This window comes from Bacillus sp. HMA207 (assembly GCF_003402455.1).
Lineage (GTDB): Bacteria > Bacillota > Bacilli > Bacillales > Bacillaceae_G > Bacillus_A > Bacillus_A cereus.
The window spans coordinates 869,136-893,467 of sequence record NZ_BEZT01000001.1; the positions used below are offsets into that span (position 1 = coordinate 869,136).

Below are 24,332 nucleotides of genomic sequence, written 5' to 3' on the forward strand. Positions count from 1 at the left end.
AAACAGGGGATGGGTGCTGTCATATGGGATTATTTAACGACAGTAGACCATAAAAAGATTGCCATTCTCTATTTAATTGCAGGTGGATTGTTTTTTGTAATAGGCGGAATAGAAGCTCTATTTATTCGCCTTCAATTAGCGATTCCTAACAACGCTTTTCTTGTTGGGGATGCTTATAATCAAGTATTAACGATGCACGGTACAACAATGATTTTCCTCGCAGCTATGCCACTCGTGTTTGCATTTATGAACGCCGCTGTACCACTTCAAATTGGTGCACGTGATGTAGCGTTCCCGTTTTTGAATTCACTCGGATTTTGGTTATTTTTCTTTGGTGGAGTATTTTTAAATTTAAGTTGGTTTTTAGGTGGAGCACCTGATGCAGGATGGACATCTTATGCATCTTTAGCTTTAGCCTCTAAAGGTCATGGTGTTGATTTCTATGTACTCGGCTTGCAAATCTCAGGTATTGGTACACTAATTGGAGGAATTAACTTCCTTGTAACCATTATTAATATGCGCGCTCCAGGAATGACGTATATGCGTATGCCGATGTTTACATGGACAACATTTGTAACATCTTCGCTTATATTATTCGCTTTTCCGCCGTTAACTGTAGGATTAGGACTTTTAATGTTAGATCGTTTATTTGGAACAAGTTTCTTTAATCCGGCATTGGGCGGGAATACAATTATATGGGAGCATTTATTCTGGATTTTCGGTCATCCAGAAGTATACATTCTTATACTCCCAGCTTTCGGAATATTCTCGGAAATCTTCGCAACATTTTCGAAAAAACGATTGTTTGGTTATTCATCGATGGTGTTTGCGACTGTATTAATTGGATTTTTAGGATTTATGGTATGGGCGCACCATATGTTTACTGTTGGACTTGGTCCAGTTGCTAATGCTATTTTCTCAGTTGCAACAATGGCGATTGCGGTTCCGACTGGTATCAAAATATTCAACTGGCTCTTTACAATGTGGGGCGGAAGTATTCGTTTTACGACACCAATGATGTGGGCAGTAGCTTTCATTCCATCATTCGTAATGGGTGGAGTTACAGGGGTTATGCTAGCATCTGCACCAGCTGATTATCAATTTCATGATAACTATTTCGTAGTAGCGCATTTTCATTATGTAATCGTTGGCGGTGTTGTATTTGGTTTACTTGCAGGAGCTCATTATTATTGGCCACTGATGTTTAATAAAGTATTAAATGAAACATTAGGAAAGATAACGTTTTGGCTATTCTTTATCGGCTTCCATTTAACTTTCTTTATTCAGCATTTCCTTGGCTTGATTGGTATGCCACGCCGTTACTACACATATCTTGAAGGGCAAGGGTTGGAAATGGGGAATATGATTAGTTCCATCGGAGCGGTGTTTATGGCTCTTGGAACGATTGTTCTTCTATTCAATGTAATTAAAACGACAGTATCAAAAGAAAAAGCTGGTCGTGATCCGTGGGATGCACGTACATTAGAATGGACAATGCCAGCACCGACACCAGAATATAACTTTAAACAATTACCATTTGTTCGCGGATTAGATCCGTTTTGGATTGAAAAACGTGAAGGTAATAAAGAAATGACAGCAGCGGAACCAGTTGGTGATATTCATATGCCAAATCCTTCGTTTTCACCATTTGTCATTTCTTTCGGATTGTTTATAGCGGCATTTGGTGCGATGTATATGCAGGGCGGAAAAGATAAGTTCTGGTTATTAGTAGCAATTATTGGTTTAATCATTACATTTGGCACAATGTTCCTACGTTCAGTAATTGATGATCATGGGTATCATATTCATAAAGAAGATTTAGAGGATAAGGGGGGCAAGGCATAATGCATGTAGATGAAAAATTAACGAATGAAACATTTCCAGCAGAGCCTGAAAAAGCAACCCTTGAAGGGAAAAATAAGTTTGTCGGTTTTTGGTTATTTCTTGGAGGCGAAACAGTGTTGTTCGCTTCCTTATTCGGAACATATTTAGCGTTAAAGAATTCTACAAATGGTGGACCAACATCTCAAGAGATGTTCCAAATGCCACTCGTTTTCATTATGACGATGCTTTTATTAACGAGTAGCTTAACGAGTGTATATGCGATGTATCACATGAAAAACTTTAACTTTAAGAAAATGCAGCTTTGGTTACTAGTAACAGTATTGCTAGGTTTAGGGTTTTTAGGATTTGAGATATATGAGTTTTATCATTATACACATGAATTTAAGCATACTATGAGAAGTAGTGCGTTTGGCTCTGCGTTTTATGCTCTTGTTGGTACACATGGACTCCACGTATTGTTTGGGTTATGTTGGATTTTAACATTAATCTTTAGAAATGCGAAGAGAGGTCTAAATTTATACAATGCACCGAAGTTTTATGTTGCATCGATTTATTGGCACTTTATTGACGTAGTTTGGGTGTTTATTTTCACTGTAGTATATTTAATGGGAATGGTGGGATAAACAATGGCGATAAAGCAAACGAATAATCCTAAAGTTGATCTTGTTTATCGGAAGAGAAAAAGTGCGGAGGAAATGAGGCATCAAGTTATTACGTTTGCATTAATGATTTTTTTAACATTAGTTGCATTTGTAGCGGTGGCGTATCCAAAAACTTTTAGTCCGATTTTCTCTGTACCGTTTATTTTACTATTAGCAGTGGTACAAGTAATTTTTCAATTGTATTATTTTATGCATATGAGTCATAAAGGACATGAAGCAGCAAGTTTCTTTCTTTACTCTGGTCTGCTAATAGGGTTAATTACAATTTTAGCTTTTATGACAATCGTGTGGATTTGAAAAGTGAAAAATAAGGGAGCTTGTGTTGTCACAGCTCCCTCTTCATATTATGAGATAACCTTACGAAGGTAGGTGTGAAAATGAGTAACTTGTGGATATTTGGTTTTCAGGCTTTATGGAGTCCAATCTTTTTATTATTTATGCTTTCGATTCTTATTGGGTACTTCTTAATTATTGGGCCATATAGAATGCGATTTGAAAATGCGACGAAGGTAAGTAAGAAGCAAATTTTTTATTTTACGACTGGTATTGTTCTTTTGTATTTTGTAAAGGGAGGGCCTATTGATTTAATTGGCCATATTATATTTAGTGCTCATATGTTTGAAATGGCAGTCATGTATATTGCAGTTCCACCGTTACTGTTGCTTGGTATACCAATTTGGTTATATCGTTACATTACTTCTTTTAAGTTTGTTCAAATTATATTAAAGGCATTTGCTAAACCGCTTATTGCGTTATTTGTATTTAACGGCCTGTTTTCTTTTTATCATTTACCAGTTGTTTTTGATACGGTAAAACAAAGTCAAATAGCTCATCCTATTTGTCTCGCTATATTGTTTTTTACAGCAATCATGATGTGGTGGCCGATGTTAAATCCATTACCAGAATATCAAACGTTAAGTGATATAAAGAAACTTGGTTATATGTTTGCTAACGGCATATTATTAACGCCTGCATGTGCGTTAATCATTTTTGCGACAGCCCCGTTATTTGCAACGTATACGGATCCGGCTGCTTGGATGAAAGCGATGGAACTATGTGTACCAGCGGGCACTTTATCAGATTTAAATATAACGGGACCAGAATTTTTGCACTGGATGCCAGTCGTACAAGATCAGCAAACTGGTGGTATCATAATGAAAATTGTCCAGGAAATAGTGTACGGTACAATTATAGGCTATGTATTCTTTAGATGGGCACGTAGAGAACGTGAAAAGGATAAGGAGCAGTTGCAACAATTGCCGCCGTATTTACAGATTAAGTAAAAAAGTGTATGGGATTCCATGCGCTTTTTCTTTTTAGCTACCTTAAAAAGATTGAATTTTCTAACTTTTTATGTTAAGTTAGTGTAGGCGTGTACTAAAAGTGGAGATAAAATTTACTACTAGCTTTCATGCGTAATAATTCCATATGTAGTGCAAGTTTTTTAGAGAGTTACAAATATATATTGTTATCTTTAATAAACACGAACTATTTTAAGGGGGAGTTTAAATGGGTAGTAGTGGAAGTATGGTAAAGCCGATTAGTGGTTTTTTGACAGCACTAATTCAATATCCAGTACCAGTAGTAGAATCGCGTGCAGACATTGATAAACAAATTCAACAAATCATAAAAACAATTCATTCGACCAAATCAGGTTACCCTGGTTTAGAATTGATAGTATTTCCTGAATATAGTACACAAGGGCTCAATACAAAAAAATGGACTACAGAAGAATTTTTATGCACAGTGCCTGGGCCAGAAACAGACTTATTTGCTGAGGCATGTAAAGAATCTAAAGTATATGGTGTTTTTTCAATAATGGAGAAAAATCCTGATGGTGGAGAGCCATATAATACAGCAGTTATTATTGATCCACAAGGTGAAATGATTTTGAAGTATCGTAAGCTAAATCCTTGGGTGCCAGTCGAGCCTTGGAAAGCTGGAGATTTAGGCTTACCTGTTTGTGATGGACCTGGAGGAAGTAAATTAGCTGTTTGTATTTGTCATGATGGCATGTTCCCTGAAGTAGCTCGTGAAGCGGCCTATAAAGGTGCAAATGTCTTAATTCGTATTTCTGGATATAGTACACAAGTTAGTGAACAATGGATGCTAACCAATCGTTCAAATGCATGGCAGAATTTAATGTATACATTGTCGGTAAACTTAGCGGGTTATGATGGCGTATTTTATTACTTTGGTGAAGGACAAGTATGTAATTTTGATGGGACTACTTTAGTACAGGGACATCGAAATCCTTGGGAGATTGTTACTGCTGAAGTATATCCAGAACTAGCAGATCAGGCTAGATTAGGATGGGGATTGGAAAATAATATATATAATCTAGGTTCAAGAGGATATGTAGCAACTCCTGGTGGGGTGAAAGAAAATCCATATACGTTTGTAAAAGATTTAGCTGAAGGTAAATATAAGGTTCCTTGGGAAGATGAGATTAAAGTAAAAGATGGATCTATTTATGGATATCCAGTAAAAAAAACGATTCATTCTTAGGGAAGGGAAATAAAACAAGCGCATCATATTGATGCGCTTGTTTTTGTTAATCAATAATTTGAAATTCTTTTAACTCTTTTTCGACATTTTGTAGGAGTTGTTCGCTTTTTTGAAGTACATTCGTTGGGAAAGTCTCATCATCACCATATTCAACGCCGTGAGGATAATAATGTTTTCCTAATAAGGGGGGAAGTAGTTTTACTTCAGCGTGTCTACTGCCAATGTCACCTTCAACAGCAACTCCTTGCACTCGTAAATAATAAACATCCTTTAATATTTCAAATTTATAATCGTATGTAACTCGCTCATAATCCCACTGTCCGGCAAGTACGAAGTGGTTGTTTTCCATGATTTCAGTTAAAAGAGTTAATTCAACGACGGCTCCATTAAATTTCGTATTTTTAAATTGCATATAATACCTCCTTTTTTAATGTTACACCATTATTTTTATAATAGTATGAATAATAAGAAAGTGCAATTCATATTGAGAGAAAAGGGATAATCCAGACTTTTTTCACAAAAATATGATATAGTGAAAAGAGTACGGTACACACAAAAAGAAAGAAAAGGATTTGTGTATATCTCAATTTTATGTTTTGTTCAGGAGGTATATCGTTTGAAGAAATTATTGCGTATCGTAATGATTACATTTTTAATTTTAGCTGTTGATTTATACGGGAAATTACTCGTTTCACAATATATATTAACCCCATCTCAATCAAAGCAAGAAAATAAAATTGTGAAAAAGAAAAAGCAAATTAAGGAAGACTCCTCAGACACTGTTTTAAATATGATTGGTGAAGACTCTGAAAACTTATTAGCGAAGTGGGGAGAACCCTCTCGAATAGAGCCATCTGCATACGGATATGAATGGTGGGTATACAACCAGGATTTAACTCAGTATGTTCAATTTGGAGTTTCTGAACGTAAAGTTGTAACGGCATACGCAGCTGGTGAACAAGTTAAGGTTCCACCTTATTATATAAATGAAAAATATGAAGAAGTATATAAAAAAAGTCCGCTTTCGCATGAAATTTCATTAAAAAGAGGGAAAAATAGTTATCAATTTGAGCTATCTGATACCGAAGTCATGGAACAACCGTTAATACCTGTAGAAGATGGATGGGCGCAATTGTATTTTGATCAATTTACACATGAGCTTGTTGGTGTTCGTTATATGGATGATGAAACTTTATTACGCCAAAGACCGTATCAGCTCGTTTATTCAGGTGAATTAATAGCAGAACAACCATTGACTCCAGAAAAAATAAAACAAGTAGAAAATGGGAATATGCAACAAATTTTTGATTTAACAAATATCATTCGAAGTCGTCATAAATTACCATTATTAACATGGGATCAGGAAACAGCAGATGTTGCTGTTGGTCACAGTAAAGATATGAAAGACAATAATTATTTTTCTCATGACTCACCTACATTAGGTACACTAGGAGATCGTTTGCAGCGCGGGAAAGTAGGATTTCAACTTGCTGGTGAGAACATAGCGGCGCAACATAGTGATGGAATTGCGGCAGTGCAAGGTTGGTTAAATAGTGAGGGGCATAGAAAGAATTTATTAAATGAACAATTTACAGGATTAGGTGTTGGTGTATACGATAAATTTTATACACAAAACTTTATTCGAAAATAAAGTGAAATTGTAAGCGGTGGGGTGTTAACATCACCAAATTAGTTACTTCGTATTCACTGAATTGTAGGTGGGAATCTGACCGTATGCAAATAGCAGAAAAAAAGGTGCATGAATCGTCTAAAAATAGGCGAACCATGCGCCTTTTTTTTCTTACTATATAGTAGATATACATGGAGAGGTGAGGATTATGCCAACAACAAAAGGACCGTTACATCCATCGGTTCAACAGTTTAAAGAATTTGTAAACCATCACCCTAAAATGGTTCATGAGGTTAGAAGTGGTCATAAAACATGGCAACAATTTTATGAAGAATGGTACTTACTTGGTGAAGAAGATCCAATATGGGCAACTTATAGACCGGATGGAGCGCCTGCGTTTTCTTCGGTAAAAGAAAATAAAAAAGAAAAAGATAATCGAACTGAAGAGGAAAAAACTGCTGATGTGATGGGGCAAATGCTTTCTTTTTTTAAAAAGTTGGACGTGGAACAAATGCAGAACCATTTAGCCAATGTGACGAGTGCAATTGGGAGCGTGCAACAAGTTATTCAGCAATTTCAAGGTAACCGTACGCAGGAAGAGCAAAGTACTTCAGAAAATAACCCGTTTTTCTTTCAAAAGGATTAGGGGGAAAGATGATGAGAGCAGAAATTATGGAGTTTATAAAGGCTGATGAGGATTTATCTCGCTATATTAGAGAGCAACCGTACTGGTATAGAAAATTAACACGAAATCCTGAAGAAAAAGAGGCTTTTGAGTTAGCGGCGATGCAACATTTCAAAAAAACAATACCAGATAAAGTGGAAAAGTTTCAAAATCAATTGGCCGTTGCTTCGATCATGATTGATATGTTTCAGTATATGAAGCAACAAAATGCAACCTAATTGGAAGTGAAAAATATGTCCGTCATGCAGAACTTTTGTTACAATAGAGGTTGATTATTTAAAAAGGAGTTGCAGCATGACGGAAATTTGTTTAGTACGACATGGACAAACTGATTGGAATTTTCAAGAAATTATTCAGGGGCGAGAAGATATTCCGCTTAATGAAGTTGGTAAGAAGCAAGCGAGTCAGAGTGCAGCTGCTTTACAAGAAGAAACGTGGGATATCATTATAAGTAGCCCGTTAATTAGAGCGCAAGAAACGGCTAATGAAATTGCAAAGACAGTTGGATTACAATCGATTTTATTAGATGAGCGATTTGTTGAACGGAATTTTGGAGAAGCTTCAGGGAAGCCGGTTGCGGCTGTTAGAGAGTTGATTGCTGAAGGTAAAGTAGAAGGTATGGAGCGAGATGAAGAGATTGTAGCTCGTTGCTTTGCTGCTTTAGAAGATGTTGCGACAACTCATTTTGGCAAACGTATTATTATTGTTGCTCACTCACACGCGATAAAAGCGATTTTACATGCCATTGAACCAGATGAAATTACATTTAAGACACCATTAAAAAATGCGTGTATTAGTTATGTGAAACAAAATAGTGGAAAGTGGGATGTTCTTAAATATAATATAGCGGAACATATTAATGTATAAGTGTGTACGGATATAGTGTAAAAATAGTTTCATTATATCTTTCTTTTGAGTAAGTCACTTCAATTAGTAGTTCTAATCTAAATGTGGTATGATGGATACTCGGAGGTGTCTCTCATGATTGTAGCGACGCTAGAAAGCGTATTAATATTAGATAAGGCAGAGCAGCTTGCAAAAGCGATTATCTGTTCAGATATAGCAGAAGATTATCGTAAGTATTATAGAGAATTACATGAAGATATGGAACTTCAGACGCTCATTCAGCAATTTACAGCGATGAAAGAACGGTATGAGGAAGTACAGCGTTTTGGAAAATACCATCCTGACTATACTACCGTGTCAATGAAAATGAGAGAATTAAAGCGTTCTGTGGACTTACATGATAAGGTTGCAGCTTTTAAAAGAGCAGAAACTGCTTTGCAGAAGTTATTAGACGAAGTTAGTGTAGCAATCGGTTCGGAAGTGTCTTCTTCCATTAAAGTGCCAACAGGAAATCCATTCTTTGATGCTGGTGGCTGTGGTGGAGGTTGTGGTACTGGCGGAGGTTGTGGTTGTAAAAAAACGGGGTGATGTACCCCGTTTTTTAGAAGTTGGAAGAAAACGTATACAGAGTTTGTCCTGTAATGTTATAAATTTCTGATTGGTTTTCATAGAATATAAAATATATGTTTTTAAAAGGAGAAGATGGAGAAGATTATGTTCGGGCAACGACAAAGTATGATTGTTTATTTACATTCATTGAAACATGCCAAGATTTTAAGGAAATATGGTAACATACATTACATATCAAAACGATTAAAATATGCTGTAGTATATTGTGATATGGAACAAATTGAGCATATGATGCATAAGTTGAACAAACTTCCTTTTGTGAAAAAGATAGAACAGTCGTATCGCCCGTATTTAAAAACGGAATTTGAAAATTCCCGTCCTGATCGAGCAAAAGAATACGATTATAGCTAATAGAAAAAATCCCCGGCTAAATTTAGCCGGGGATTTTTCACTTGAAATAACGTGTTATTTCATCGGAGGAATGAAATTGTTCATTCGTAAAATACCAATTAAATGATTAAAAAATAGTTCTTTTTCTGGGAAAGTTGTAGATGGTTTTACAGTAAAGGTAGCCACTTTTTTTCCGAGTTGTTCCGCCGTTTCTTCAAATAAAATGACACGTTTACTTTTTTTATTTTCAAATACAGGAATGCCTTCACGACATATGTATAATGGTTGGAAATCACCAGTAGTAGTTGGTTTTAATATTACAACAAGCGAACATACTTTTTTATCGTTTTTTATCGTTTCAAATTGTAACATATGTGCTATACGTTCTTGATTTGTTTTGGCAATTTCAAGTAATTCATATAAATCAGAGTAGCCTTCTCCAAGTTCTATAAAGCGTTGAATCATATCTTTTCCTCCTCTTTCTTTTACTGTACCATTTCACTTTTTAAATGAAAAGCACACAAAGAAAAAAAACCCTGCATAGCAGGGCCCTTCTTATACTAGCATGTACTAGTAAGAAGGCAAAGGGAGAGGAGAAACCGGAGGAAGAACTTATGGGGAAACGTAAGTCTTCTCCGCGGTTGGCAACAACATCGAAGGTGATGTTGTTATAATTATTTATGTCCAATCTAAATGAAGATATACATAATGAAATTAAATTTTATGTTGGGCTTTTTATTTTTCTTTTTTTTATTTTGTGATAGGATAAAAAAGATAAAGTGGAACTAATATACATATTGGGTTCATATTAGTGAATGATGAGATGAATACATAAAAATAACGAGAGGTTATTTGAGGCCGAGTTTTCCTATAGTTAGGTGAATGTGGTTTGTTAACGGTTACCGAAGTGGGAATGGCTTTCTATAATCGCTCGATAGATTGAAATAAAGGTAGTGACAACAGATGAGAGTAGTTTCAGGAAAATGTAAAGGACACCCACTTAAAGCGGTTCCTGGTAATACAACACGTCCAACGACAGATAAAGTAAAAGAATCTATTTTTAATATGATAGGTCCTTATTTTGATGGTGGTATCGCCCTTGATTTATTTGGTGGTAGTGGTGGTCTTGGAATTGAGGCTTTGAGCAGAGGGATTGATAAAGCAATTTTTGTTGATCGGGATAGTAAAGCGATAAAAGTAATTCATCAAAATTTAGAAAGTTGTAGAGTACAGGAACAAGCTGAAGTATATCGAAATGATGCTGAACGTGCAGTAAAGGCGCTAATAAAACGTGAAATGTCATTCGATCTTATATTGATAGATCCTCCATATAAAGAGCAAAAAATTGTATCTTTAATTAGTATAATGGATCAACATGGATTGCTACATAGTGATGGATTAATTATGGCAGAGCATGGTAATGATGTAGTTTTACCTAATTCAATAGGAAGGCTTGTAAAAGTACGAGCTGAGAATTATGGGATTACTGCAATATCGATTTATAAGTATGAAGGTGAGGGGACAGAATGACAAGTATAGCTATTTCTTCAGGAAGTTTTGATCCAATTACCCTTGGGCATCTGGATATTATTAAAAGGGGAGCAAAAGTATTTGATGAGGTGTACGTAGTCGTTTTAAACAATTCATCAAAAAAACCATTCTTTTCAGTTGAAGAGCGATTAGAATTAATTCGAGAAGCGACAAAGGATATCCCGAATGTAAAAGTAGATTCGCATAGTGGGCTATTAGTAGAGTATGCAAAAATGCGTAATGCAAATGCAATATTACGTGGTTTACGAGCAGTTTCTGATTTTGAATATGAGATGCAAATTACTTCTATGAATCGAAAATTAGATGAAAATATTGAAACATTTTTTATTATGACAAACAATCAATATTCATTTTTAAGCTCGAGTATTGTAAAAGAAGTTGCGAGGTATGGAGGAAGTGTAGTAGATCTTGTACCTCCTATTGTAGAACGTGCTTTAAAAGAAAAGTTTCAAACCCCGTTAAAGTGAACGGGGTTTTTCTTTATATGTGCGCAAAAATAATAAAATAACATATAAGTATAGACAAAATAATGTGAAAATTGGTCCATAATGTATAAAAGATGTCCAAATTTCATGTAGTATAGAAGGATGCTCGGATAAAAATACAGGAATATCTTTTGGCATAGGCGAGAAAGAACTCACTTTCTCATAAAATGGTGTCCAAAATACAAATGTAAAAATAGGGGCAAGAATACTTTGAATAATTCGTGCGAAAAAATAGGGTTTAAATCGGATATCTGTTTCAGCTAATATGCTAGCAACTTGTGCCTGAATAGAAAGACCACTAAATGCTAAAATGAAGCTTGTTACCATAGCTTGTTGTAAGAGCGGTGTTTCATTTATTTGACTAATCATTTGGCTTCCGAGTGTCATTTCGAAAATACCTGATAATATAGGTATACTAAAATCTGTACTTAGTTGGAAGAATGATAAAATATGTTGCATAATAAAAGAAAGAGCTGCTGTAATGTGAAATACAGTAATCATTTTATTTAACACAGAGAATAAAATAATAAATCCGCCAATCATAAGTAATGTTTGAATAGAAGAAACAATGGCATCCCCAAGTAATTTACCAATTGGTCTTTTTTCTTGTAAGCGTGTCTCGTGAAGGATTAAAAAAGGGTTTTGAAAGCGACGTTTTTTTGTAGTGTGTGTATTAATTTTGTAAGCGGTATTATCGCCGTAAAAACGCATAATTAATCCGACAGCAAAGTTACTGAAATAATGGGCAGCGGCTAATATAATTCCTAATTTCGGATTATTAAAAAAACCGATAGACACAGCACCGAAAATAAAAAGTGGATTAGAAGAATTTGTGAAAGAAACGAGGCGCTCCGCTTCAATCTGAGTTAAAAGATTGCTTTTTCGTAGTCTAGCGCTTAATTTGGCGCCTGCAGGGAAACCAGAAGCCATTCCCATCGCCCAAACAAATCCGCCTATCCCTGGAACGCGAAAAAGTGGGCGCATGAGTGGTTCTAATATAACGCCAATAAATTTTACAACACCGATACTAATTAGAAGTTCCGCAATGATGAAAAACGGTAGTAGTGAAGGGAATACAACTTCCCACCATATATTTAACCCGCGAATAGAAGCTTGCAAAGCGGCTTGGGGGTGGAGTACAAGAGAAAAGGTTAAAAATAGCGTTGATATGGTAAGGAAAGCGGTTTTCCATTTTTCATACATGTAAGTAAATCCCCCTTTGTCCCAAAAAACGTTCATTTCAGTATACGTGGATACGTAGTGAATTTAGACCATAAGTATGAAAAAGGAATGAAAAAAATTAAAGGGTGAGAAAAATGAAAGAACCAAAGATTGGTTTAGCACTTGGGTCTGGAGGAGCGAAAGGGTTTGCTCATATTGGTGTAATAAAGGTTTTAAGGGAAGCGGGTATCCCTATTCACATGATTGCAGGAAGTAGTATGGGGGCGCTAATAGGTACGTTTTATGCGGCAAGTAGCAACGTTGAAAGATTGTATAAATTGGCATCTGTTTTCAAGCGGAAGTATTATTTAGATTTCACGGTACCGAAAATGGGATTTATTGCTGGAAAACGTGTCAAAGATATGATTAAAATGTTTACATATAATAAAAATTTAGAAGAGTTAGATATCCCGACGGCTGTTGTGGCTACTGACATATTGAAGGGGGAAAAAGTGGTTTTTACAAGTGGGCCAGTTGCAGATGCGGTGAGGGCTAGCATATCTGTTCCTGGAGTGTTTGTACCAGAAAAAATAGATGGAAGATTATTAGTGGATGGTGGAGTCATTGATCGCATCCCAGTATCGGTTGTGAAAGAGTTAGGGGCCGATATTGTTATCGCTGTTGATGTATCTCCAATTAAGGTAAATGGCGATGTTACGTCCATTTATGACGTAATCATGCAAAGTATTGAAATTATGCAGCATGAGCTTGTAATGAATCGGCAAATTGCATCGGATTTAATGATGCGACCAGCTGTAGAGCAATTTAGTTCACGTGCTTTTACAAACATTGAAGACATTATTCGAGTTGGAGAAGTAGAAGCAGAAAAACATATTTCAAATATTTATTTATTAATTGAGCAGTGGAAGGAGAAACATAATGTTTAAGCGTTTTCGGTTTATATATGCAATCTTAATAGGGGTTATATTGGCGATGTTACTTGTTTACGTACGTTTACCGTATTATATAACAAAACCAGGAATGGCTGCCAAATTAGAGCCTTATGTTCAAGTTGAGGGTGGAACGAAAGAATCTGGTGATTTTATGCTTGTTACGGTTTCAATGGGACCAGCAAATGTGGTGAATTTAATAGCGGCACAGTTTAATAAATATACACATATTTCGAAAGCGGAAGAAATATTGCAAAAAGGTGAGAGTGATGAAGAATATCAATTTCGCCAAAATTATGCGATGAAAGATTCACAAAATGCAGCAATTTATAATGCATATAAACGTGCAAATCGCTCAGTATCTTTTGAAAATAAAGGTGTATTAGTTGCTGGTGTGGCAAAAGGAATGCCGTCAGAAGGAAAGCTTAAGCTTGGTGATGTTATTATAGCTGTTGACGGAAAAACGTTTGAAAAGACGGAGCAATTTATTGAATATATGACAGGGAAAAAAGAAAATGATGCTGTAAGTATTGAGTACATGAGAAATGGAAAACAATTGAAAGAGAATTTAAATGTAAAGACGATTCCTAATGGGAATGGACGTGTCGGTATAGGTGTTTCTATCGTTACGGAAAGAGAATTAGTGGTCGATCCGAAAGTGAAAATTAATTCTCATGAAATTGGTGGACCATCCGCAGGTTTAATGTTCACATTAGAAATATATAATCAACTTGTGGAAGAAGACTTAACGAAAGGACATGAAATAGCTGGAACAGGTACAATTAATGAAAAAGGAGAAGTGGGCCCGATTGGTGGTATAAATCAAAAAGTGGTGGCTGCTAGCGATGCTGGGGCTGAAGTGTTCTTTGCGCCAAATGAAAAAGGTGTGGAGAAATCGAACTATAAAGATGCACTTGAGACTGCAAAGGATATTAAAACAAAAATGAAAATTGTACCAGTGGATACGCTGGATGATGCGTTAACATATTTAGAAAAGATGGATAAGGAAAAAACCTCTCTGAAATAGAGAGGTTTTTTATAGGAATTTTGTAGTTGTTTCATCATAGCGAATAGGATGGTGTGTTATATCCTGTTTTAATAGTTGTGTGCGTAACGGTTCGTGCATGATGGAGAAATATACAGAGTTTGCTTTTTTCTCTATATCTAAAGCGGCATGGTCGAATGTTTTTGTATGAGTAAGGATTGGAAGTTCGATTTTTTTCTTATTTTTTGAAAGGTAAGTTTGTCCTTTTTGTGACATGCCTAGCAGGCGAATATATGGTGCGTGTTGTTCTATATTTGCGCTACGTATATCCTCTTTTGTTGTGTTTGTTAAAATGTGTGTACAAGCTCTTTGTAATCTAGTCCATGTATAACGTTTTGTTTTTAATGCTTCCATGAATGAATAGAAGGAGGAACTGTTTTGTATTTTTGATAAAATACGATGCTCTAAACCTTCTTCTATTTCATATATATGTCGTAAGTCCCCTGGAGACATCGTCATGAGTCTATATTTAAAAAATGAAAAGTATTGTTCCCAATTATGTAATATCCCGTAGTTTTGTTTGTAATTTGCTAAAAGCGAAGTGGTTGCCTGTGGGAGAAAAGGTTCAATTGTTGTAAATGATCCTTCTTCGCTAAAGAGTTGTTTTCGGATGCTTGTCGCGCTTGCAATATGTTGGTCATTAAATGTTTCATCGTGATAATGAGAGGCAAATCTTTTTATAGTTTGAGCTTGTATAGAGCTATTTTGTGACAGAATTGCTTTCATATATTGGAAGCCTAAAATATTATTTGGTTGTGACATATCTATGTTTTTTTCAGATGTTAAAATGTGTGAGAAAGCATCCGATGTTGCTTTTGCATAACTATTACCAGCGTCCATGAATTGTTTTACAAGGCAGTTAAAAGTCTCTTCTTCGTTTTTTTGTATGGAGATGGTATTATAAAAATTTTCGATTTGTCCATCCTCACTACCGAAACAAATTTCGGAAACACGTAGGGCATTTAAAATGGAAATAGCACCATTTGCGAAGGTTTCAGCCTTTTGTGTTGCAAAGACGTATGGAAGCTCTACAACAAGGTCTACGCCGTTTGCTAAGGCCATTTTAGTGCGATACCATTTGGAAATGAGTGCGGGCTCACCACGCTGTAAAAAAGGACCACTCATAACGGCAATTATTATATCGGATTGTGTTAACTTTTTTGTCTGTTGCACATGATAAAGATGACCGTTATGAAAAGGGTTATATTCAACAACAATACCACCAGCTTTTATGGTAATCTCTCCTTTCGATGTAGCATCTTTTTGAAAAACGTGATACTCTATATATTATTTACTATGATGACTTCATTATAGTGTAAAGAAAAAACATTGACAAATATAAAATGGCTAGCTATAATTTTGTTTGTTGCCTTGAGGTGATATGATATGAAATGGTCCATCCATCAATTGAATAAATTGAGAAATAAAGGATTGACATTGGATGAGATGGTAGATGTAAGTGAGCTAAAAGAGGTCGAGAAAGATATTCGTGAAATTAATCCTGTTCATGTAACGGGAAGAGTTGATTTTGGCTCCGGTAAGTTTACGTTTCATCTACATATAACTGGAAGCATGGTTTTACCATGTTCTCGCTCTTTAGTAGATGTGACATTACCATTTGACATTAAAACAACTGAGGTGTTCCAAACTTCACAAGAAGAATTTGAAACTGAAGCTGAAATTCATTCTTTAGAAGGAGAAGTACTTGACTTACTGCCCGTAATCAAGGAAAATATACTTTTGGAGATTCCAATGCAAATTTTCAGTGATGATGTTTCTGGTGGAGCACCGACGCAAGGTCAAGACTGGCAAGTGATTTCGGAAGAAGACAAAGAAAAGACTGTTGATCCAAGATTGGCAGGACTTGCAAAGTTTTTTGACAAATAATCGGAAGACTGGTTCAGGCCTTCATATGAAAATAACTATTTCTTTTAAGGAGGTGGGAAGAATGGCTGTACCTTTTAGAAGAACTTCTAAAACAGTAAAAAGAAAGCGTCGTACGCATTTCAAATTATCAGTACCTGGTATGGTAGAGTGCCCAAGCTGTGGTGAAGCGAAATTAGCTCACCGTGTATGTAAAGCATGCGGTACTTACAAAGGTAAAGAAGTAATCAGCAAGTAATTGCGGGAAAATAAACGCAGAAGATATCTTCTGCGTTTATTTTTTTTGTCTTAATCTTTAGTTGTTGTATTCTATCTTTTCTAGTAACTGCATATGCTTAATAAAAAATGCATAGGGAGGACTAGAGAGATGGCGACAACAAGACAAGATGCTTGGACTGATGATGAAGATTTGCTTCTGGCAGAAGTAGTACTCCGGCATATTCGAGAAGGTGGAACACAACTTTCTGCCTTTAAGGAAGTGGGAAAAAATTTATCTCGTACACCAGCAGCATGTGGGTTTAGGTGGAATTCTTACGTAAGAAAGCAATATAAAGAACGTATTGAGGAAGCAAAGCAACTTCGTAAAGTAGAACATTATGAAGTGAAAGAGACAAAGGTGTTAGAACCTACGTCAATTACGTTGAATGATGTTATTGATTTCTTGCAAAATTATAAAGATGAAAACTCTTTAACGGTGTTGCAACAACAAGTTGAATCATTACAAACAGAAAGAGAGCGCCTTCTGGAGCGATTATCAGTATATGAAGAAGAGTATAGAACATTACTTGATTATATCGATCAAAAAAGAAGTGTAATGGTAGCGGAAAGAAACAATGCTCGCTCGAATGAGAAGTTAGAGAAGCTTAAGAAATAAAAAACAGCTGTTATACAGCTGTTTTTTTATTTCTTAAGCCGATTCTTCGTTTGTAACCGCATTCAAATTTGTTTCTGGATGCCAAATATAAAAATCACCATCAGTTACTGATACGGGGTTGAAATTTAATTTATCCCAAAAACCAGCTGAATGAATACGTGCTATTGTTTTAATAGGAAATTGCATTTGTTTCGCATGATTTACAAGCATTTGCCCGAATCCTTGTTTTTGAAAAGTTGGTAATACTTCAAGTTTATAAAGTTCTAGGTAAGGACCTGTAATTTCGAATGGTTCTCCGCCGTTTCTTTTCATATATAGACTCATACGTGCGATTAGTGATCCACCATAATAAATGCCGTAAAATGGAGATTCACTGTCGTTTTCAATAATGTTTGCTTGCAATTCTTCCAGCATAGATAGTTCTTGGGCTCCGCACCCTTTAAATTTTTTGAATTCATCTAACGTTTTATAATTGATGAGCAAGCGCTCAACTTTTGGGAATCCCATTACATCACATCCTTTTGTTATCTTGTTGAATGCAGAAAAGTAAAAATATTTACAATAATAGTATAACTCATTTTTTTATTTTTATGAAGAAGATAGTATATTTCTTTTATTATTTTTTTGAGGATTTGCTAAACTAAGAGTATAAGTGTATTAATAGGCAGTATTATACATAGCGAAAAAAGAGAGTGTATTTGTTTGGCAGAGGACAACGAAATTATAGGGCGTGCTCATGTACTTTAAAAAGATATAAAAAGGAGGGGAGGCAAGGGCGCTTAATGTGAATCCCTTGTGTGAAAATGAAAATTGGAATTGTCGGACCAGGTGCTATTGGTCTATTGTATACATTTTATTTACAAAAAAGTAACCAAGATGTTACGTTGTTTACAAGAACGGCTAAGCAGGCTGAAGAGTTGAATGAAACAGGTGTAACTTGTATTAGAGATGGAAGATGTGAAACAGTATATCCATCTGTTTTACCGATAGAAAGTATGGTAGCACAAAATTTAGATTATATATTTATTTCTGTGAAGCAATATCATATAGATGACGTACTACCGTTTGTGGAAGGGGCATCATCATTAATCTTTTTGCAAAACGGAATGTCGCATCTTCAAAAGATGCTGAAAATAGGGAGTGAAAATATAGCTGTTGGTATTGTAGAACATGGTGCGAAAAAAGAGGGAGGGCATATCGTTCATCATACTGGGATAGGGGTAACAAAATTTGGAGTGGTTTGTGGTCAATCTATACATTTCAAGAAAATATTCCGTTATTTTCCTGTTACTTATTTTCCAGTTCAAATAGAAACGGATTGGGAAGAGATTATGCACAAAAAATTAGTAGTAAATGTATGTATCAATCCATTGACAGCACTATTGGGAGTTAAGAATGGTGAATTAATCACGAATCGTTTTTTTTATCAAATGATGGAGCAAGTGTTTCAGGAGGTCGCATTTCTTATTAGAGGAGAAAAAGAAATGGTATGGCAAATGGTACGAAATGTGTGTGAAGGAACGTCTCGTAATACATCCTCTATGTTAGCGGATGTAAGAGCGAATAGACAGACGGAAATTAATGCGATTGTTGGATATGTATTAGAAGAAGCTAAGAAACAGCAACTACCAGTTCCGACACTTCAATTTTTGTTCGATGCAATAAAAGGGTTAGAAACAAGAGTATAAGTGTTATTCTTTGCTTTTACGTGAAACATTGACTACAATGTGGATTGGTGAGAGAACTGGATACGAAAGGAAGAATTATATGGAGATAAAAGAAATCTCTGTTCCGCAACAAGGTGTTGTAGCGGACTATATGAACGGTAAAAAAGAGATACAGTCATGTTTTGATTATATGTTAACAGAAGATGCTTTTAAACAACGTTTACATGATTTGCGTGAAAGGGAGTTTTTCCGCCAAGATTTAGTAGCGCATTTATTAGAATATAATACAAAATTACAAGCGGGAGAATCTACACTTCAAAATGTAAAAGCGCTTGGAGATGAAAATACATATGTTGTTATAGCTGGACAACAAGCAGGGTTATTAACTGGACCGCTTTATACAATTCATAAAGTTATTTCAATTTTACAGCTTGCAAAGGAAAAGGAAGAAAGTTTAGGAGTTAAAGTTGTCCCTGTCTTCTGGATTGCGGGTGAAGACCATGATATGGATGAGATTAACCATACTTTTGTAGCGAAAAATAAAAAGATGAAAAAAACTATTTTTTATGACCGTAATCCGAAAAAGGCGAGTGCTTCTGAGTCTGAACTTTCTGTTGAAGATTGTAGAAATTGGATTGAAGAGATTTTTAAAACATACCCAGAAACAAATTTTACAAAGGATGTATTAAAATTTGTTGAAGATGCTTTGAAAAAATCGAATACGTATGTAGATTTCTTTGCTCATCTTATTACGAAAATCTTTGCTAATTCTGGTTTAATCCTTGTTGATTCACATCATCCTGAATTAAGAAAGTTAGAAATTCCATTTTTCAAGCGAATTATAAGTAAGTATAAAGAGATGCAAGAGGGGCTTCGTAATCAGCAAGAAGTAATTAAAGAACTAGGATACAAACCGATTATTGAAACGAAGTCTCATGCAGTGCATATATTCATGGAAATAGATAATGAACGAGTATTGCTTGAAGATCAACAAGGTAAGTTTGTTGGAAAGGATAGGGCGCATTCCTTTTCATACGAAGAGTTGATTGAAGAGATGGAGAGAAATCCGGCACGTTTTAGTAATAATGTTGTAACACGTCCTCTTATGCAAGAGTATGTATTTCCTACGCTCGCATTTATTGGAGGTCCAGGAGAATTAGCTTATTGGAGTGAATTACAACAAGTATTCCATACTGTCGGTTTTCAAATGCCACCTGTCGTTCCTCGTCTTACAATTACTTATGTGGAGAGAGATATAGCGACGGATTTATTTGATTTGCAATTGAGAGAAAGTGATCCGTTTTTAAATGATGTCGATAAATTGCGTGAAAACTGGTTGTCTAATCAAATAGAGGAACCGATTGATGATCATTTTGAAAAGGCGAAAAAAGAAATTGCCGATATTCATACATCTTTACAGCAATTTGTAAAGAAAATAGAGCCAGGGTTAGGTGCGTTTGCAGGGAAAAACGAATTGAAAATTAATGAACAAATTGAACTGCTGGAAAGAATGTTGAAAAGAAATGTTGAGAAAAAGTATGAGGTTCAGCTAAATAAATTCCGCCGTATACAATTCGCACTTCGTCCATTAGGTGCACCGCAAGAACGTGTGTGGAATGTATGTTATTATTTAAATCAGTTTGGTTTGGATTTCGTTGATCGTGTAATGGAAAACCCTTTTTCTTGGGACGGAAAACATCATGTTATAAAACTATAAAATCTTGCTCTTTGGAGCAGGATTTTATTTTTATTCCGTTGAATTTACTGTGAAGTGATTTTTTTCTGAATTATCAATCAAAAAAGTGTTAAATATGGCAATTGTGTTGGATACTTAAATATATGACAAAATAGCACAAAATGTAAACGTATTATTCGCTTTTTCGACAGTTTTTTATTTAAATTCCCGCAAAAGATGATAAAATTTAGTATATAATAAAAGAAAATAGCGATTTGTATAGTATGTTGCCTTTGTTGGTAAGTTAAATGAGTCGTTCTTTCGTATTATTTCATTCTCTAAGCGTGAAATATGTGTTTAGAGGAAGGGATACATTCAACATAATTAATTGGAAAAAGAGTAGGTGCAACAATGTTTAAACACGTAACAGTGCTTTTAAAGGAAACAGTAGACGGCTTAGATATAAAGCCAGATGGTACATATGTAGATTGTACACTGGGGGGAGGAGGACATAGTTCTTATTTATTATCCCAATTAACTGAAGGTGGAAAATTAATAGCGTTTGATCAAGATGAGATAGCGATTCAAAACGCGAAAGAAAAGTTCTCTTCATACGGTGAACAGTTTATAACAGTAAAGAGTAACTTCCGTTATTTAGCTGAAAAACTGCAGGAAATAGGTATAACAGAAGTAGACGGTATTTTATTTGATTTAGGTGTTTCATCCCCACAATTAGATACACCAGAACGAGGCTTTAGTTATCATCATGATGCACCGCTAGATATGCGGATGGATCAAGATGCCCCATTAACAGCGTACGATGTTGTAAATAGCTGGTCATATGAACAACTTGTAAGGATTTTCTTCCAATACGGTGAAGAGAAATTTTCAAAACAAATTGCAAGAAAAATTGAAGCTTATCGTGAGAATAAAGCTATTGAAACGACAGGAGAATTAGTAGAGCTAATTAAAGAAGGTATTCCGGCTCCTGCTCGCAGAACGGGTGGGCATCCTGCTAAGCGAGTGTTTCAGGCAATTCGTATAGCTGTAAATGATGAATTAAAAGTATTTGAAGAAGCATTGGAATCTGCTATTGAGATGGTTAAGCCAGGTGGAAGGGTTAGTGTTATAACATTCCATTCATTAGAAGATCGTATTTGTAAAACAACGTTTAAGCGAAATAGTACAACGCCACAATTGCCGCCAGGATTACCGATTATTCCTGATGAATTTAAGCCGAAATTAAAGCTTATTACAAGAAAACCGATTTTACCTTCTGATATAGAGCTAGAAGAAAATAATCGTGCGCGTTCTGCGAAGTTGAGAATCGCTGAAAAACGATAAAAGGGAGAGAGAGGTATGACTAATTTAGCTGTAAAGTACAAACAACAAGCGCAAGAAGAGGTGCAAATTCAAACGCCCCCACAGCAGATGGCTAAGCCGAAGGTTAAAGCGAAAATTACAAGAATCGAAAAACTGTTGTATGTAGCGTTTATTGGCTTTTTATTGTATGCCTGTGTCGCGTTTATTGGAAATAAAGCAGGCCTTTATCAAGTTAATGTAGAAGCAGCGACGATAGAAGAAAAAATTGTACAGCAGCAAAAAGAAAATCAAGAATTACAAGCTGAAGTAGAGAAGTTAAGTCGCTATGAACGGATCGCTGAAGTTGCAAAAAAACACGGGCTAGAAATTAATGCGAATAATGTGAAAGGCCTCAAATAAGGCAATAGGTGTGAAGGAACGATGAAGAAGAATATGACTAAATTTCATACCAATAAGGGAGCAGGTTATTTTATGATATTTTTCCTCCTGCTCTTTTTGCTGTTATTAGCCCGATTTTTTTACATACAATCAACAGGAACAGTTCATAATCAGGATTTAGATGCACTTGCTAAACAAAAGCATAGTAAAACAGGAGTTCTTGAAGCGAACCGAGGAACCATTTATGATCAAAACGGTCATGTGTTAGCGCAAGACGCAAACTCTTACAAAATGGTAGCTGCACTAAAAGGTGCTAACTCAGTTGAGAATAAAGAAGATACTGCAAAGAAAATTGCAGGAGTACTTGGAAAAGGCGAAGAGGATATTTTAGCTTCTTTAAACAAGGAAGGTAGAAGTCAAGTCGAATTTGGAACGTTAGGCAAGGATTTGACGAAAGAAAAGAAGGAACAAATAGAAGCGTTGAAGTTGCCGGGAATATCTTTTATTACAGAAAATGCAAGGGTGTATCCAAACGGTGATTTTGCATCTTACGTTATAGGTCATGCAAAACCAAATGAGAATGGAACCTCGGTAGGTCAATTTGGCATAGAGAAAAGCTTGGATAAATACTTAAGTGCTTCGAACGGAGAAGTAGCATATACAGGTGATCGTAAGGGTGTGTCCCTTGATGGGGGAAAAGTTAATGTAAAGGCACCTAAAAATGGAGATAACGCTTATTTAACAATTGATCAACGTGTCCAAAGTTATTTAGAAGACGCGATGAAAGCAGCAAGTAAGCAATATGAGCCAGAAAGTTTAATAGGGATTGTTGCAGATCCGAAAACTGGGAAAATATTAGCGATGTCTACTAAACCTAGTTATGACCCTAATGATCGCCAAATTAAATATTTCTTCAATGACGCGATTGCCAATGCATTTGAACCTGGATCAACAATGAAAATTTTTACGTTAGCGGCAGCTATTAATGAAGGTGTGTACAAAGGACAAGATTATTATCAATCCGGGACATATCAAGTCGGAAATAGGAAAATAAAAGATCATAATGGCGGTGCTGGTTGGGGCTCTATCACGTTTGATGAAGGGGTAGAGCGTTCTTCAAACGTAGCGTTTGCAATTTTAGGAGATCAAAAACTTGGTCCAGAACGTTTCCGAAAATATATTCATAGTTTTGGATTAGATGAAAAAACGAACATTGATTTATCAGGTGAAGGATCGAATACAATTTTATTTGATCAGCAAATACAACAAGTGACAACAGCTTTTGGACAAGGTTCCACTGTAACACCAATTCAGCTTGTACAAGCTGCAACGGCCATTGCAAATGATGGGAAAATGATGAAACCTTATGCAATTGATAAAATTGTAGATCCGATAACAGACAAAGTAAAATTAGAACATAAGCCAGAAGAAGTAGGAAAACCTGTTACAAAGGAAACAGCAGCGCAAGTAAGACAGTTATTAGAACGTGTTGTTACATCTCCGAAAGGTACAGGGACAGCTTATAAAATTGATGGATATTCAGTTGGTGGTAAAACAGGTACAGCGCAAATTCCGGATGGAAAAGGCGGCTATATGACAGGAAGACAGAATTATATATTCTCATTCTTAGGTATGGCACCAATGGACGATCCACAACTTGTCGTGTATGTAGCTGTTAAACAGCCGAAATTAAAAGATGACGAGAACGGCGCACAACCTTTAGCTGATATTTTTAAATATGTAACAAAAAATAGTTTAGAGTATTTAAAGATTAAGCCAAATGAAGTGAAAGATCCGAAAAAACATCTGAAAGAACAACAAACTACTGTTCCAGATGTAACTGGTAAAACGATGGCTGAAGCGGGGAAAGCGATTGATAAAGCAAAACTTCGTCCAATCGTACTAGGTGAAGGGAAAGTACAGCAACAAGTACCAAAAGCGACTGAACAAACATTAAAAGGCGACCGAGTCTTCTTGGTAGGAGATAAGCCTACAATGCCAAATATACAAGGATGGGCACTGCGTGATGTTATGAATTTAGCGAAGACATTACAGCTTAACTTGAAACCTTCTGGTACAGGATACGTAACAGAACAAAGTGTGGCGGAAGGAACATTATTACAACCTGGTACAGAATTAGGTGTCACACTCGTACCGCCACTCGAACCACAGCAAGAAGCAGAAAAGCCGTAATGGTAAAAGA

Annotated in this window: 28 protein-coding genes; 23 read left to right on the forward strand and 5 right to left on the reverse strand. The window is 35.8% G+C overall.

Features of this window, described 5'->3' with window-relative positions; translation table 11 throughout:
• Window positions 1-9 precede the first annotated feature (9 nt).
• The 5 genes from ctaD (at window position 10) to HMAS_RS04850 (ending at window position 5,015) form a co-directional block, all read left to right on the forward strand.
• Window positions 10-1,845 carry a cytochrome c oxidase subunit I gene (gene ctaD, locus HMAS_RS04830; RefSeq protein ID WP_153578907.1) on the forward strand — a complete coding sequence of 612 codons (1,836 nt, stop codon included), beginning with the start codon at window positions 10-12 and terminating at the stop codon, window positions 1,843-1,845.
• Window positions 1,845-2,468, forward strand: coding sequence for a cytochrome c oxidase subunit III (gene ctaE, locus HMAS_RS04835; RefSeq protein WP_000557861.1), 624 nt, complete (start codon window positions 1,845-1,847; stop codon window positions 2,466-2,468). The genes ctaD and ctaE overlap by 1 nt, the downstream gene beginning before the upstream one ends.
• A 3-nt stretch (window positions 2,469-2,471) precedes the next feature.
• The gene (gene ctaF, locus HMAS_RS04840; RefSeq protein ID WP_000985706.1) at window positions 2,472-2,804 is read left to right on the forward strand and encodes a cytochrome c oxidase subunit IVB; all 333 of its coding nucleotides are present in this window, start codon (window positions 2,472-2,474) and stop codon (window positions 2,802-2,804) included.
• A gap of 80 nt (window positions 2,805-2,884) precedes the next feature.
• The gene (gene ctaG / locus HMAS_RS04845; RefSeq protein WP_000069022.1) at window positions 2,885-3,790 is read left to right on the forward strand and encodes a cytochrome c oxidase assembly factor CtaG; all 906 of its coding nucleotides are present in this window, start codon (window positions 2,885-2,887) and stop codon (window positions 3,788-3,790) included.
• Between the two features lie 226 nt (window positions 3,791-4,016).
• Window positions 4,017-5,015 carry a formamidase gene (locus HMAS_RS04850; RefSeq protein ID WP_000535802.1) on the forward strand — a complete coding sequence of 333 codons (999 nt, stop codon included), beginning with the start codon at window positions 4,017-4,019 and terminating at the stop codon, window positions 5,013-5,015.
• Window positions 5,016-5,061: 46 nt separating this feature from the next.
• On the opposite strand, the gene HMAS_RS04855 is transcribed toward HMAS_RS04850, so the two are convergent.
• Window positions 5,062-5,427, reverse strand: coding sequence for a YugN family protein (locus HMAS_RS04855; RefSeq protein WP_025709069.1), 366 nt, complete (start codon window positions 5,425-5,427; stop codon window positions 5,062-5,064).
• Between the two features lie 204 nt (window positions 5,428-5,631).
• Between HMAS_RS04855 and HMAS_RS04860 the strand changes: the two genes are divergently transcribed.
• The 6 genes from HMAS_RS04860 (at window position 5,632) to HMAS_RS04885 (ending at window position 9,157) form a co-directional block, all read left to right on the forward strand.
• The gene (locus HMAS_RS04860; protein WP_000735378.1) at window positions 5,632-6,666 is read left to right on the forward strand and encodes a CAP domain-containing protein; all 1,035 of its coding nucleotides are present in this window, start codon (window positions 5,632-5,634) and stop codon (window positions 6,664-6,666) included.
• A 187-nt stretch (window positions 6,667-6,853) separates the two neighbouring features.
• A complete protein-coding gene (locus HMAS_RS04865) occupies window positions 6,854-7,291 on the forward strand; it encodes a YlbD family protein (RefSeq protein WP_116344709.1) in 438 nt (145 codons plus the stop codon).
• 11 nt (window positions 7,292-7,302) lie between these two features.
• Window positions 7,303-7,548 (forward strand): YlbE-like family protein, encoded by a 246-nt coding sequence (locus HMAS_RS04870; protein ID WP_001200990.1) that lies wholly within the window; start codon window positions 7,303-7,305, stop codon window positions 7,546-7,548.
• Between the two features lie 76 nt (window positions 7,549-7,624).
• On the forward strand, window positions 7,625-8,197 hold the full coding sequence (locus HMAS_RS04875) for a histidine phosphatase family protein (RefSeq protein WP_000134946.1): 573 nt from the start codon (window positions 7,625-7,627) through the stop codon (window positions 8,195-8,197).
• A gap of 114 nt (window positions 8,198-8,311) precedes the next feature.
• The gene (locus HMAS_RS04880) at window positions 8,312-8,764 is read left to right on the forward strand and encodes a YlbF family regulator (protein ID WP_000634366.1); all 453 of its coding nucleotides are present in this window, start codon (window positions 8,312-8,314) and stop codon (window positions 8,762-8,764) included.
• Window positions 8,765-8,890: 126 nt separating this feature from the next.
• Entirely contained in the window at window positions 8,891-9,157 is a 267-nt protein-coding gene (locus HMAS_RS04885) for a YlbG family protein (protein ID WP_002082261.1), read from the forward strand.
• Between the two features lie 54 nt (window positions 9,158-9,211).
• On the opposite strand, the gene HMAS_RS04890 is transcribed toward HMAS_RS04885, so the two are convergent.
• Entirely contained in the window at window positions 9,212-9,601 is a 390-nt protein-coding gene (locus tag HMAS_RS04890; protein WP_000616017.1) for a DUF7147 family protein, read from the reverse strand.
• A gap of 498 nt (window positions 9,602-10,099) precedes the next feature.
• On the opposite strand from HMAS_RS04890, the gene rsmD reads away from it, so the two are divergent.
• A complete protein-coding gene (rsmD, locus tag HMAS_RS04895; protein WP_001266978.1) occupies window positions 10,100-10,666 on the forward strand; it encodes a 16S rRNA (guanine(966)-N(2))-methyltransferase RsmD in 567 nt (188 codons plus the stop codon).
• Window positions 10,663-11,154 (forward strand): pantetheine-phosphate adenylyltransferase, encoded by a 492-nt coding sequence (coaD, locus tag HMAS_RS04900; protein ID WP_000200601.1) that lies wholly within the window; start codon window positions 10,663-10,665, stop codon window positions 11,152-11,154. Before rsmD ends, coaD begins: the two co-directional genes overlap by 4 nt.
• Here coaD and ylbJ read toward each other — a convergent pair.
• Window positions 11,146-12,375 carry a sporulation integral membrane protein YlbJ gene (ylbJ, locus tag HMAS_RS04905; RefSeq protein WP_000273082.1) on the reverse strand — a complete coding sequence of 410 codons (1,230 nt, stop codon included), beginning with the start codon at window positions 12,373-12,375 and terminating at the stop codon, window positions 11,146-11,148. The two genes, coaD and ylbJ, sit on opposite strands and share 9 nt — an antisense overlap.
• 113 nt (window positions 12,376-12,488) lie before the next feature.
• On the opposite strand from ylbJ, the gene HMAS_RS04910 reads away from it, so the two are divergent.
• Window positions 12,489-13,280: a patatin-like phospholipase family protein gene (locus HMAS_RS04910; protein ID WP_000662588.1), complete on the forward strand. Its 792-nt coding sequence runs from the start codon at window positions 12,489-12,491 to the stop codon at window positions 13,278-13,280.
• Window positions 13,273-14,310 carry a SepM family pheromone-processing serine protease gene (locus HMAS_RS04915; RefSeq protein WP_116344710.1) on the forward strand — a complete coding sequence of 346 codons (1,038 nt, stop codon included), beginning with the start codon at window positions 13,273-13,275 and terminating at the stop codon, window positions 14,308-14,310. Before HMAS_RS04910 ends, HMAS_RS04915 begins: the two co-directional genes overlap by 8 nt.
• Window positions 14,311-14,319: 9 nt before the next feature.
• Here HMAS_RS04915 and HMAS_RS04920 read toward each other — a convergent pair whose 3' ends face one another.
• Window positions 14,320-15,501 (reverse strand): nucleotidyltransferase, encoded by a 1,182-nt coding sequence (locus HMAS_RS04920; RefSeq protein WP_002182932.1) that lies wholly within the window; start codon window positions 15,499-15,501, stop codon window positions 14,320-14,322.
• 213 nt (window positions 15,502-15,714) lie between these two features.
• Between HMAS_RS04920 and HMAS_RS04925 the strand changes: the two genes are divergently transcribed.
• The 3 genes from HMAS_RS04925 to HMAS_RS04935 all read left to right on the forward strand — a co-directional run bounded on the left by HMAS_RS04925 (window position 15,715) and on the right by HMAS_RS04935 (window position 17,086).
• A complete protein-coding gene (locus HMAS_RS04925; RefSeq protein ID WP_000872149.1) occupies window positions 15,715-16,215 on the forward strand; it encodes a YceD family protein in 501 nt (166 codons plus the stop codon).
• 61 nt (window positions 16,216-16,276) lie between these two features.
• On the forward strand, window positions 16,277-16,450 hold the full coding sequence (rpmF, locus tag HMAS_RS04930) for a 50S ribosomal protein L32 (protein WP_001984764.1): 174 nt from the start codon (window positions 16,277-16,279) through the stop codon (window positions 16,448-16,450).
• A 129-nt stretch (window positions 16,451-16,579) separates the two neighbouring features.
• Window positions 16,580-17,086: an RsfA family transcriptional regulator gene (locus HMAS_RS04935; protein ID WP_000246467.1), complete on the forward strand. Its 507-nt coding sequence runs from the start codon at window positions 16,580-16,582 to the stop codon at window positions 17,084-17,086.
• Between the two features lie 33 nt (window positions 17,087-17,119).
• Here HMAS_RS04935 and HMAS_RS04940 read toward each other — a convergent pair whose 3' ends face one another.
• Window positions 17,120-17,593: an N-acetyltransferase gene (locus tag HMAS_RS04940; RefSeq protein ID WP_000506694.1), complete on the reverse strand. Its 474-nt coding sequence runs from the start codon at window positions 17,591-17,593 to the stop codon at window positions 17,120-17,122.
• A gap of 296 nt (window positions 17,594-17,889) precedes the next feature.
• Between HMAS_RS04940 and panE the strand changes: the two genes are divergently transcribed.
• From panE to HMAS_RS04965, 5 genes are all read left to right on the forward strand, one after another.
• Window positions 17,890-18,774 (forward strand): 2-dehydropantoate 2-reductase, encoded by an 885-nt coding sequence (gene panE / locus HMAS_RS04945; RefSeq protein WP_002182931.1) that lies wholly within the window; start codon window positions 17,890-17,892, stop codon window positions 18,772-18,774.
• 79 nt (window positions 18,775-18,853) lie between these two features.
• Entirely contained in the window at window positions 18,854-20,470 is a 1,617-nt protein-coding gene (gene bshC / locus HMAS_RS04950; RefSeq protein ID WP_116344711.1) for a bacillithiol biosynthesis cysteine-adding enzyme BshC, read from the forward strand.
• Window positions 20,471-20,839: 369 nt separating this feature from the next.
• Window positions 20,840-21,772, forward strand: coding sequence for a 16S rRNA (cytosine(1402)-N(4))-methyltransferase RsmH (gene rsmH, locus HMAS_RS04955; RefSeq protein WP_000472508.1), 933 nt, complete (start codon window positions 20,840-20,842; stop codon window positions 21,770-21,772).
• Between the two features lie 15 nt (window positions 21,773-21,787).
• Window positions 21,788-22,150 carry a cell division protein FtsL gene (gene ftsL / locus HMAS_RS04960; protein WP_000182804.1) on the forward strand — a complete coding sequence of 121 codons (363 nt, stop codon included), beginning with the start codon at window positions 21,788-21,790 and terminating at the stop codon, window positions 22,148-22,150.
• 72 nt (window positions 22,151-22,222) lie between these two features.
• Window positions 22,223-24,322: a penicillin-binding protein gene (locus HMAS_RS04965; RefSeq protein WP_006928288.1), complete on the forward strand. Its 2,100-nt coding sequence runs from the start codon at window positions 22,223-22,225 to the stop codon at window positions 24,320-24,322.
• The last annotated feature ends 10 nt before the right edge of the window (window positions 24,323-24,332 follow it).

What these genes read in the sequence shown, in the direction of transcription:
- ctaF (WP_000985706.1), top strand. Translation starts at nt 2,472, where the DNA reads ATGGCGATAAAGCAAACGAATAATCCTAAAGTTGATCTTGTTTATCGG.
- HMAS_RS04875 (WP_000134946.1), top strand. Translation starts at nt 7,625, where the DNA reads ATGACGGAAATTTGTTTAGTACGACATGGACAAACTGATTGGAATTTT.
- ctaD (WP_153578907.1), top strand. Translation starts at nt 10, where the DNA reads ATGGGTGCTGTCATATGGGATTATTTAACGACAGTAGACCATAAAAAG.
- HMAS_RS04880 (WP_000634366.1), top strand. Translation starts at nt 8,312, where the DNA reads ATGATTGTAGCGACGCTAGAAAGCGTATTAATATTAGATAAGGCAGAG.
- HMAS_RS04940 (WP_000506694.1), bottom strand. Translation starts at nt 17,593, where the DNA reads ATGGGATTCCCAAAAGTTGAGCGCTTGCTCATCAATTATAAAACGTTA.
- HMAS_RS04890 (WP_000616017.1), bottom strand. Translation starts at nt 9,601, where the DNA reads ATGATTCAACGCTTTATAGAACTTGGAGAAGGCTACTCTGATTTATAT.
- HMAS_RS04885 (WP_002082261.1), top strand. Translation starts at nt 8,891, where the DNA reads ATGTTCGGGCAACGACAAAGTATGATTGTTTATTTACATTCATTGAAA.
- HMAS_RS04855 (WP_025709069.1), bottom strand. Translation starts at nt 5,427, where the DNA reads ATGCAATTTAAAAATACGAAATTTAATGGAGCCGTCGTTGAATTAACT.
- panE (WP_002182931.1), top strand. Translation starts at nt 17,890, where the DNA reads ATGAAAATTGGAATTGTCGGACCAGGTGCTATTGGTCTATTGTATACA.
- HMAS_RS04870 (WP_001200990.1), top strand. Translation starts at nt 7,303, where the DNA reads ATGAGAGCAGAAATTATGGAGTTTATAAAGGCTGATGAGGATTTATCT.
- rpmF (WP_001984764.1), top strand. Translation starts at nt 16,277, where the DNA reads ATGGCTGTACCTTTTAGAAGAACTTCTAAAACAGTAAAAAGAAAGCGT.
- HMAS_RS04865 (WP_116344709.1), top strand. Translation starts at nt 6,854, where the DNA reads ATGCCAACAACAAAAGGACCGTTACATCCATCGGTTCAACAGTTTAAA.
- HMAS_RS04935 (WP_000246467.1), top strand. Translation starts at nt 16,580, where the DNA reads ATGGCGACAACAAGACAAGATGCTTGGACTGATGATGAAGATTTGCTT.
- rsmD (WP_001266978.1), top strand. Translation starts at nt 10,100, where the DNA reads ATGAGAGTAGTTTCAGGAAAATGTAAAGGACACCCACTTAAAGCGGTT.
- HMAS_RS04915 (WP_116344710.1), top strand. Translation starts at nt 13,273, where the DNA reads ATGTTTAAGCGTTTTCGGTTTATATATGCAATCTTAATAGGGGTTATA.
- HMAS_RS04910 (WP_000662588.1), top strand. Translation starts at nt 12,489, where the DNA reads ATGAAAGAACCAAAGATTGGTTTAGCACTTGGGTCTGGAGGAGCGAAA.
- bshC (WP_116344711.1), top strand. Translation starts at nt 18,854, where the DNA reads ATGGAGATAAAAGAAATCTCTGTTCCGCAACAAGGTGTTGTAGCGGAC.
- ftsL (WP_000182804.1), top strand. Translation starts at nt 21,788, where the DNA reads ATGACTAATTTAGCTGTAAAGTACAAACAACAAGCGCAAGAAGAGGTG.
- ylbJ (WP_000273082.1), bottom strand. Translation starts at nt 12,375, where the DNA reads ATGTATGAAAAATGGAAAACCGCTTTCCTTACCATATCAACGCTATTT.
- ctaE (WP_000557861.1), top strand. Translation starts at nt 1,845, where the DNA reads ATGCATGTAGATGAAAAATTAACGAATGAAACATTTCCAGCAGAGCCT.
- HMAS_RS04850 (WP_000535802.1), top strand. Translation starts at nt 4,017, where the DNA reads ATGGGTAGTAGTGGAAGTATGGTAAAGCCGATTAGTGGTTTTTTGACA.
- ctaG (WP_000069022.1), top strand. Translation starts at nt 2,885, where the DNA reads ATGAGTAACTTGTGGATATTTGGTTTTCAGGCTTTATGGAGTCCAATC.
- HMAS_RS04965 (WP_006928288.1), top strand. Translation starts at nt 22,223, where the DNA reads ATGATATTTTTCCTCCTGCTCTTTTTGCTGTTATTAGCCCGATTTTTT.
- coaD (WP_000200601.1), top strand. Translation starts at nt 10,663, where the DNA reads ATGACAAGTATAGCTATTTCTTCAGGAAGTTTTGATCCAATTACCCTT.
- HMAS_RS04925 (WP_000872149.1), top strand. Translation starts at nt 15,715, where the DNA reads ATGAAATGGTCCATCCATCAATTGAATAAATTGAGAAATAAAGGATTG.
- rsmH (WP_000472508.1), top strand. Translation starts at nt 20,840, where the DNA reads ATGTTTAAACACGTAACAGTGCTTTTAAAGGAAACAGTAGACGGCTTA.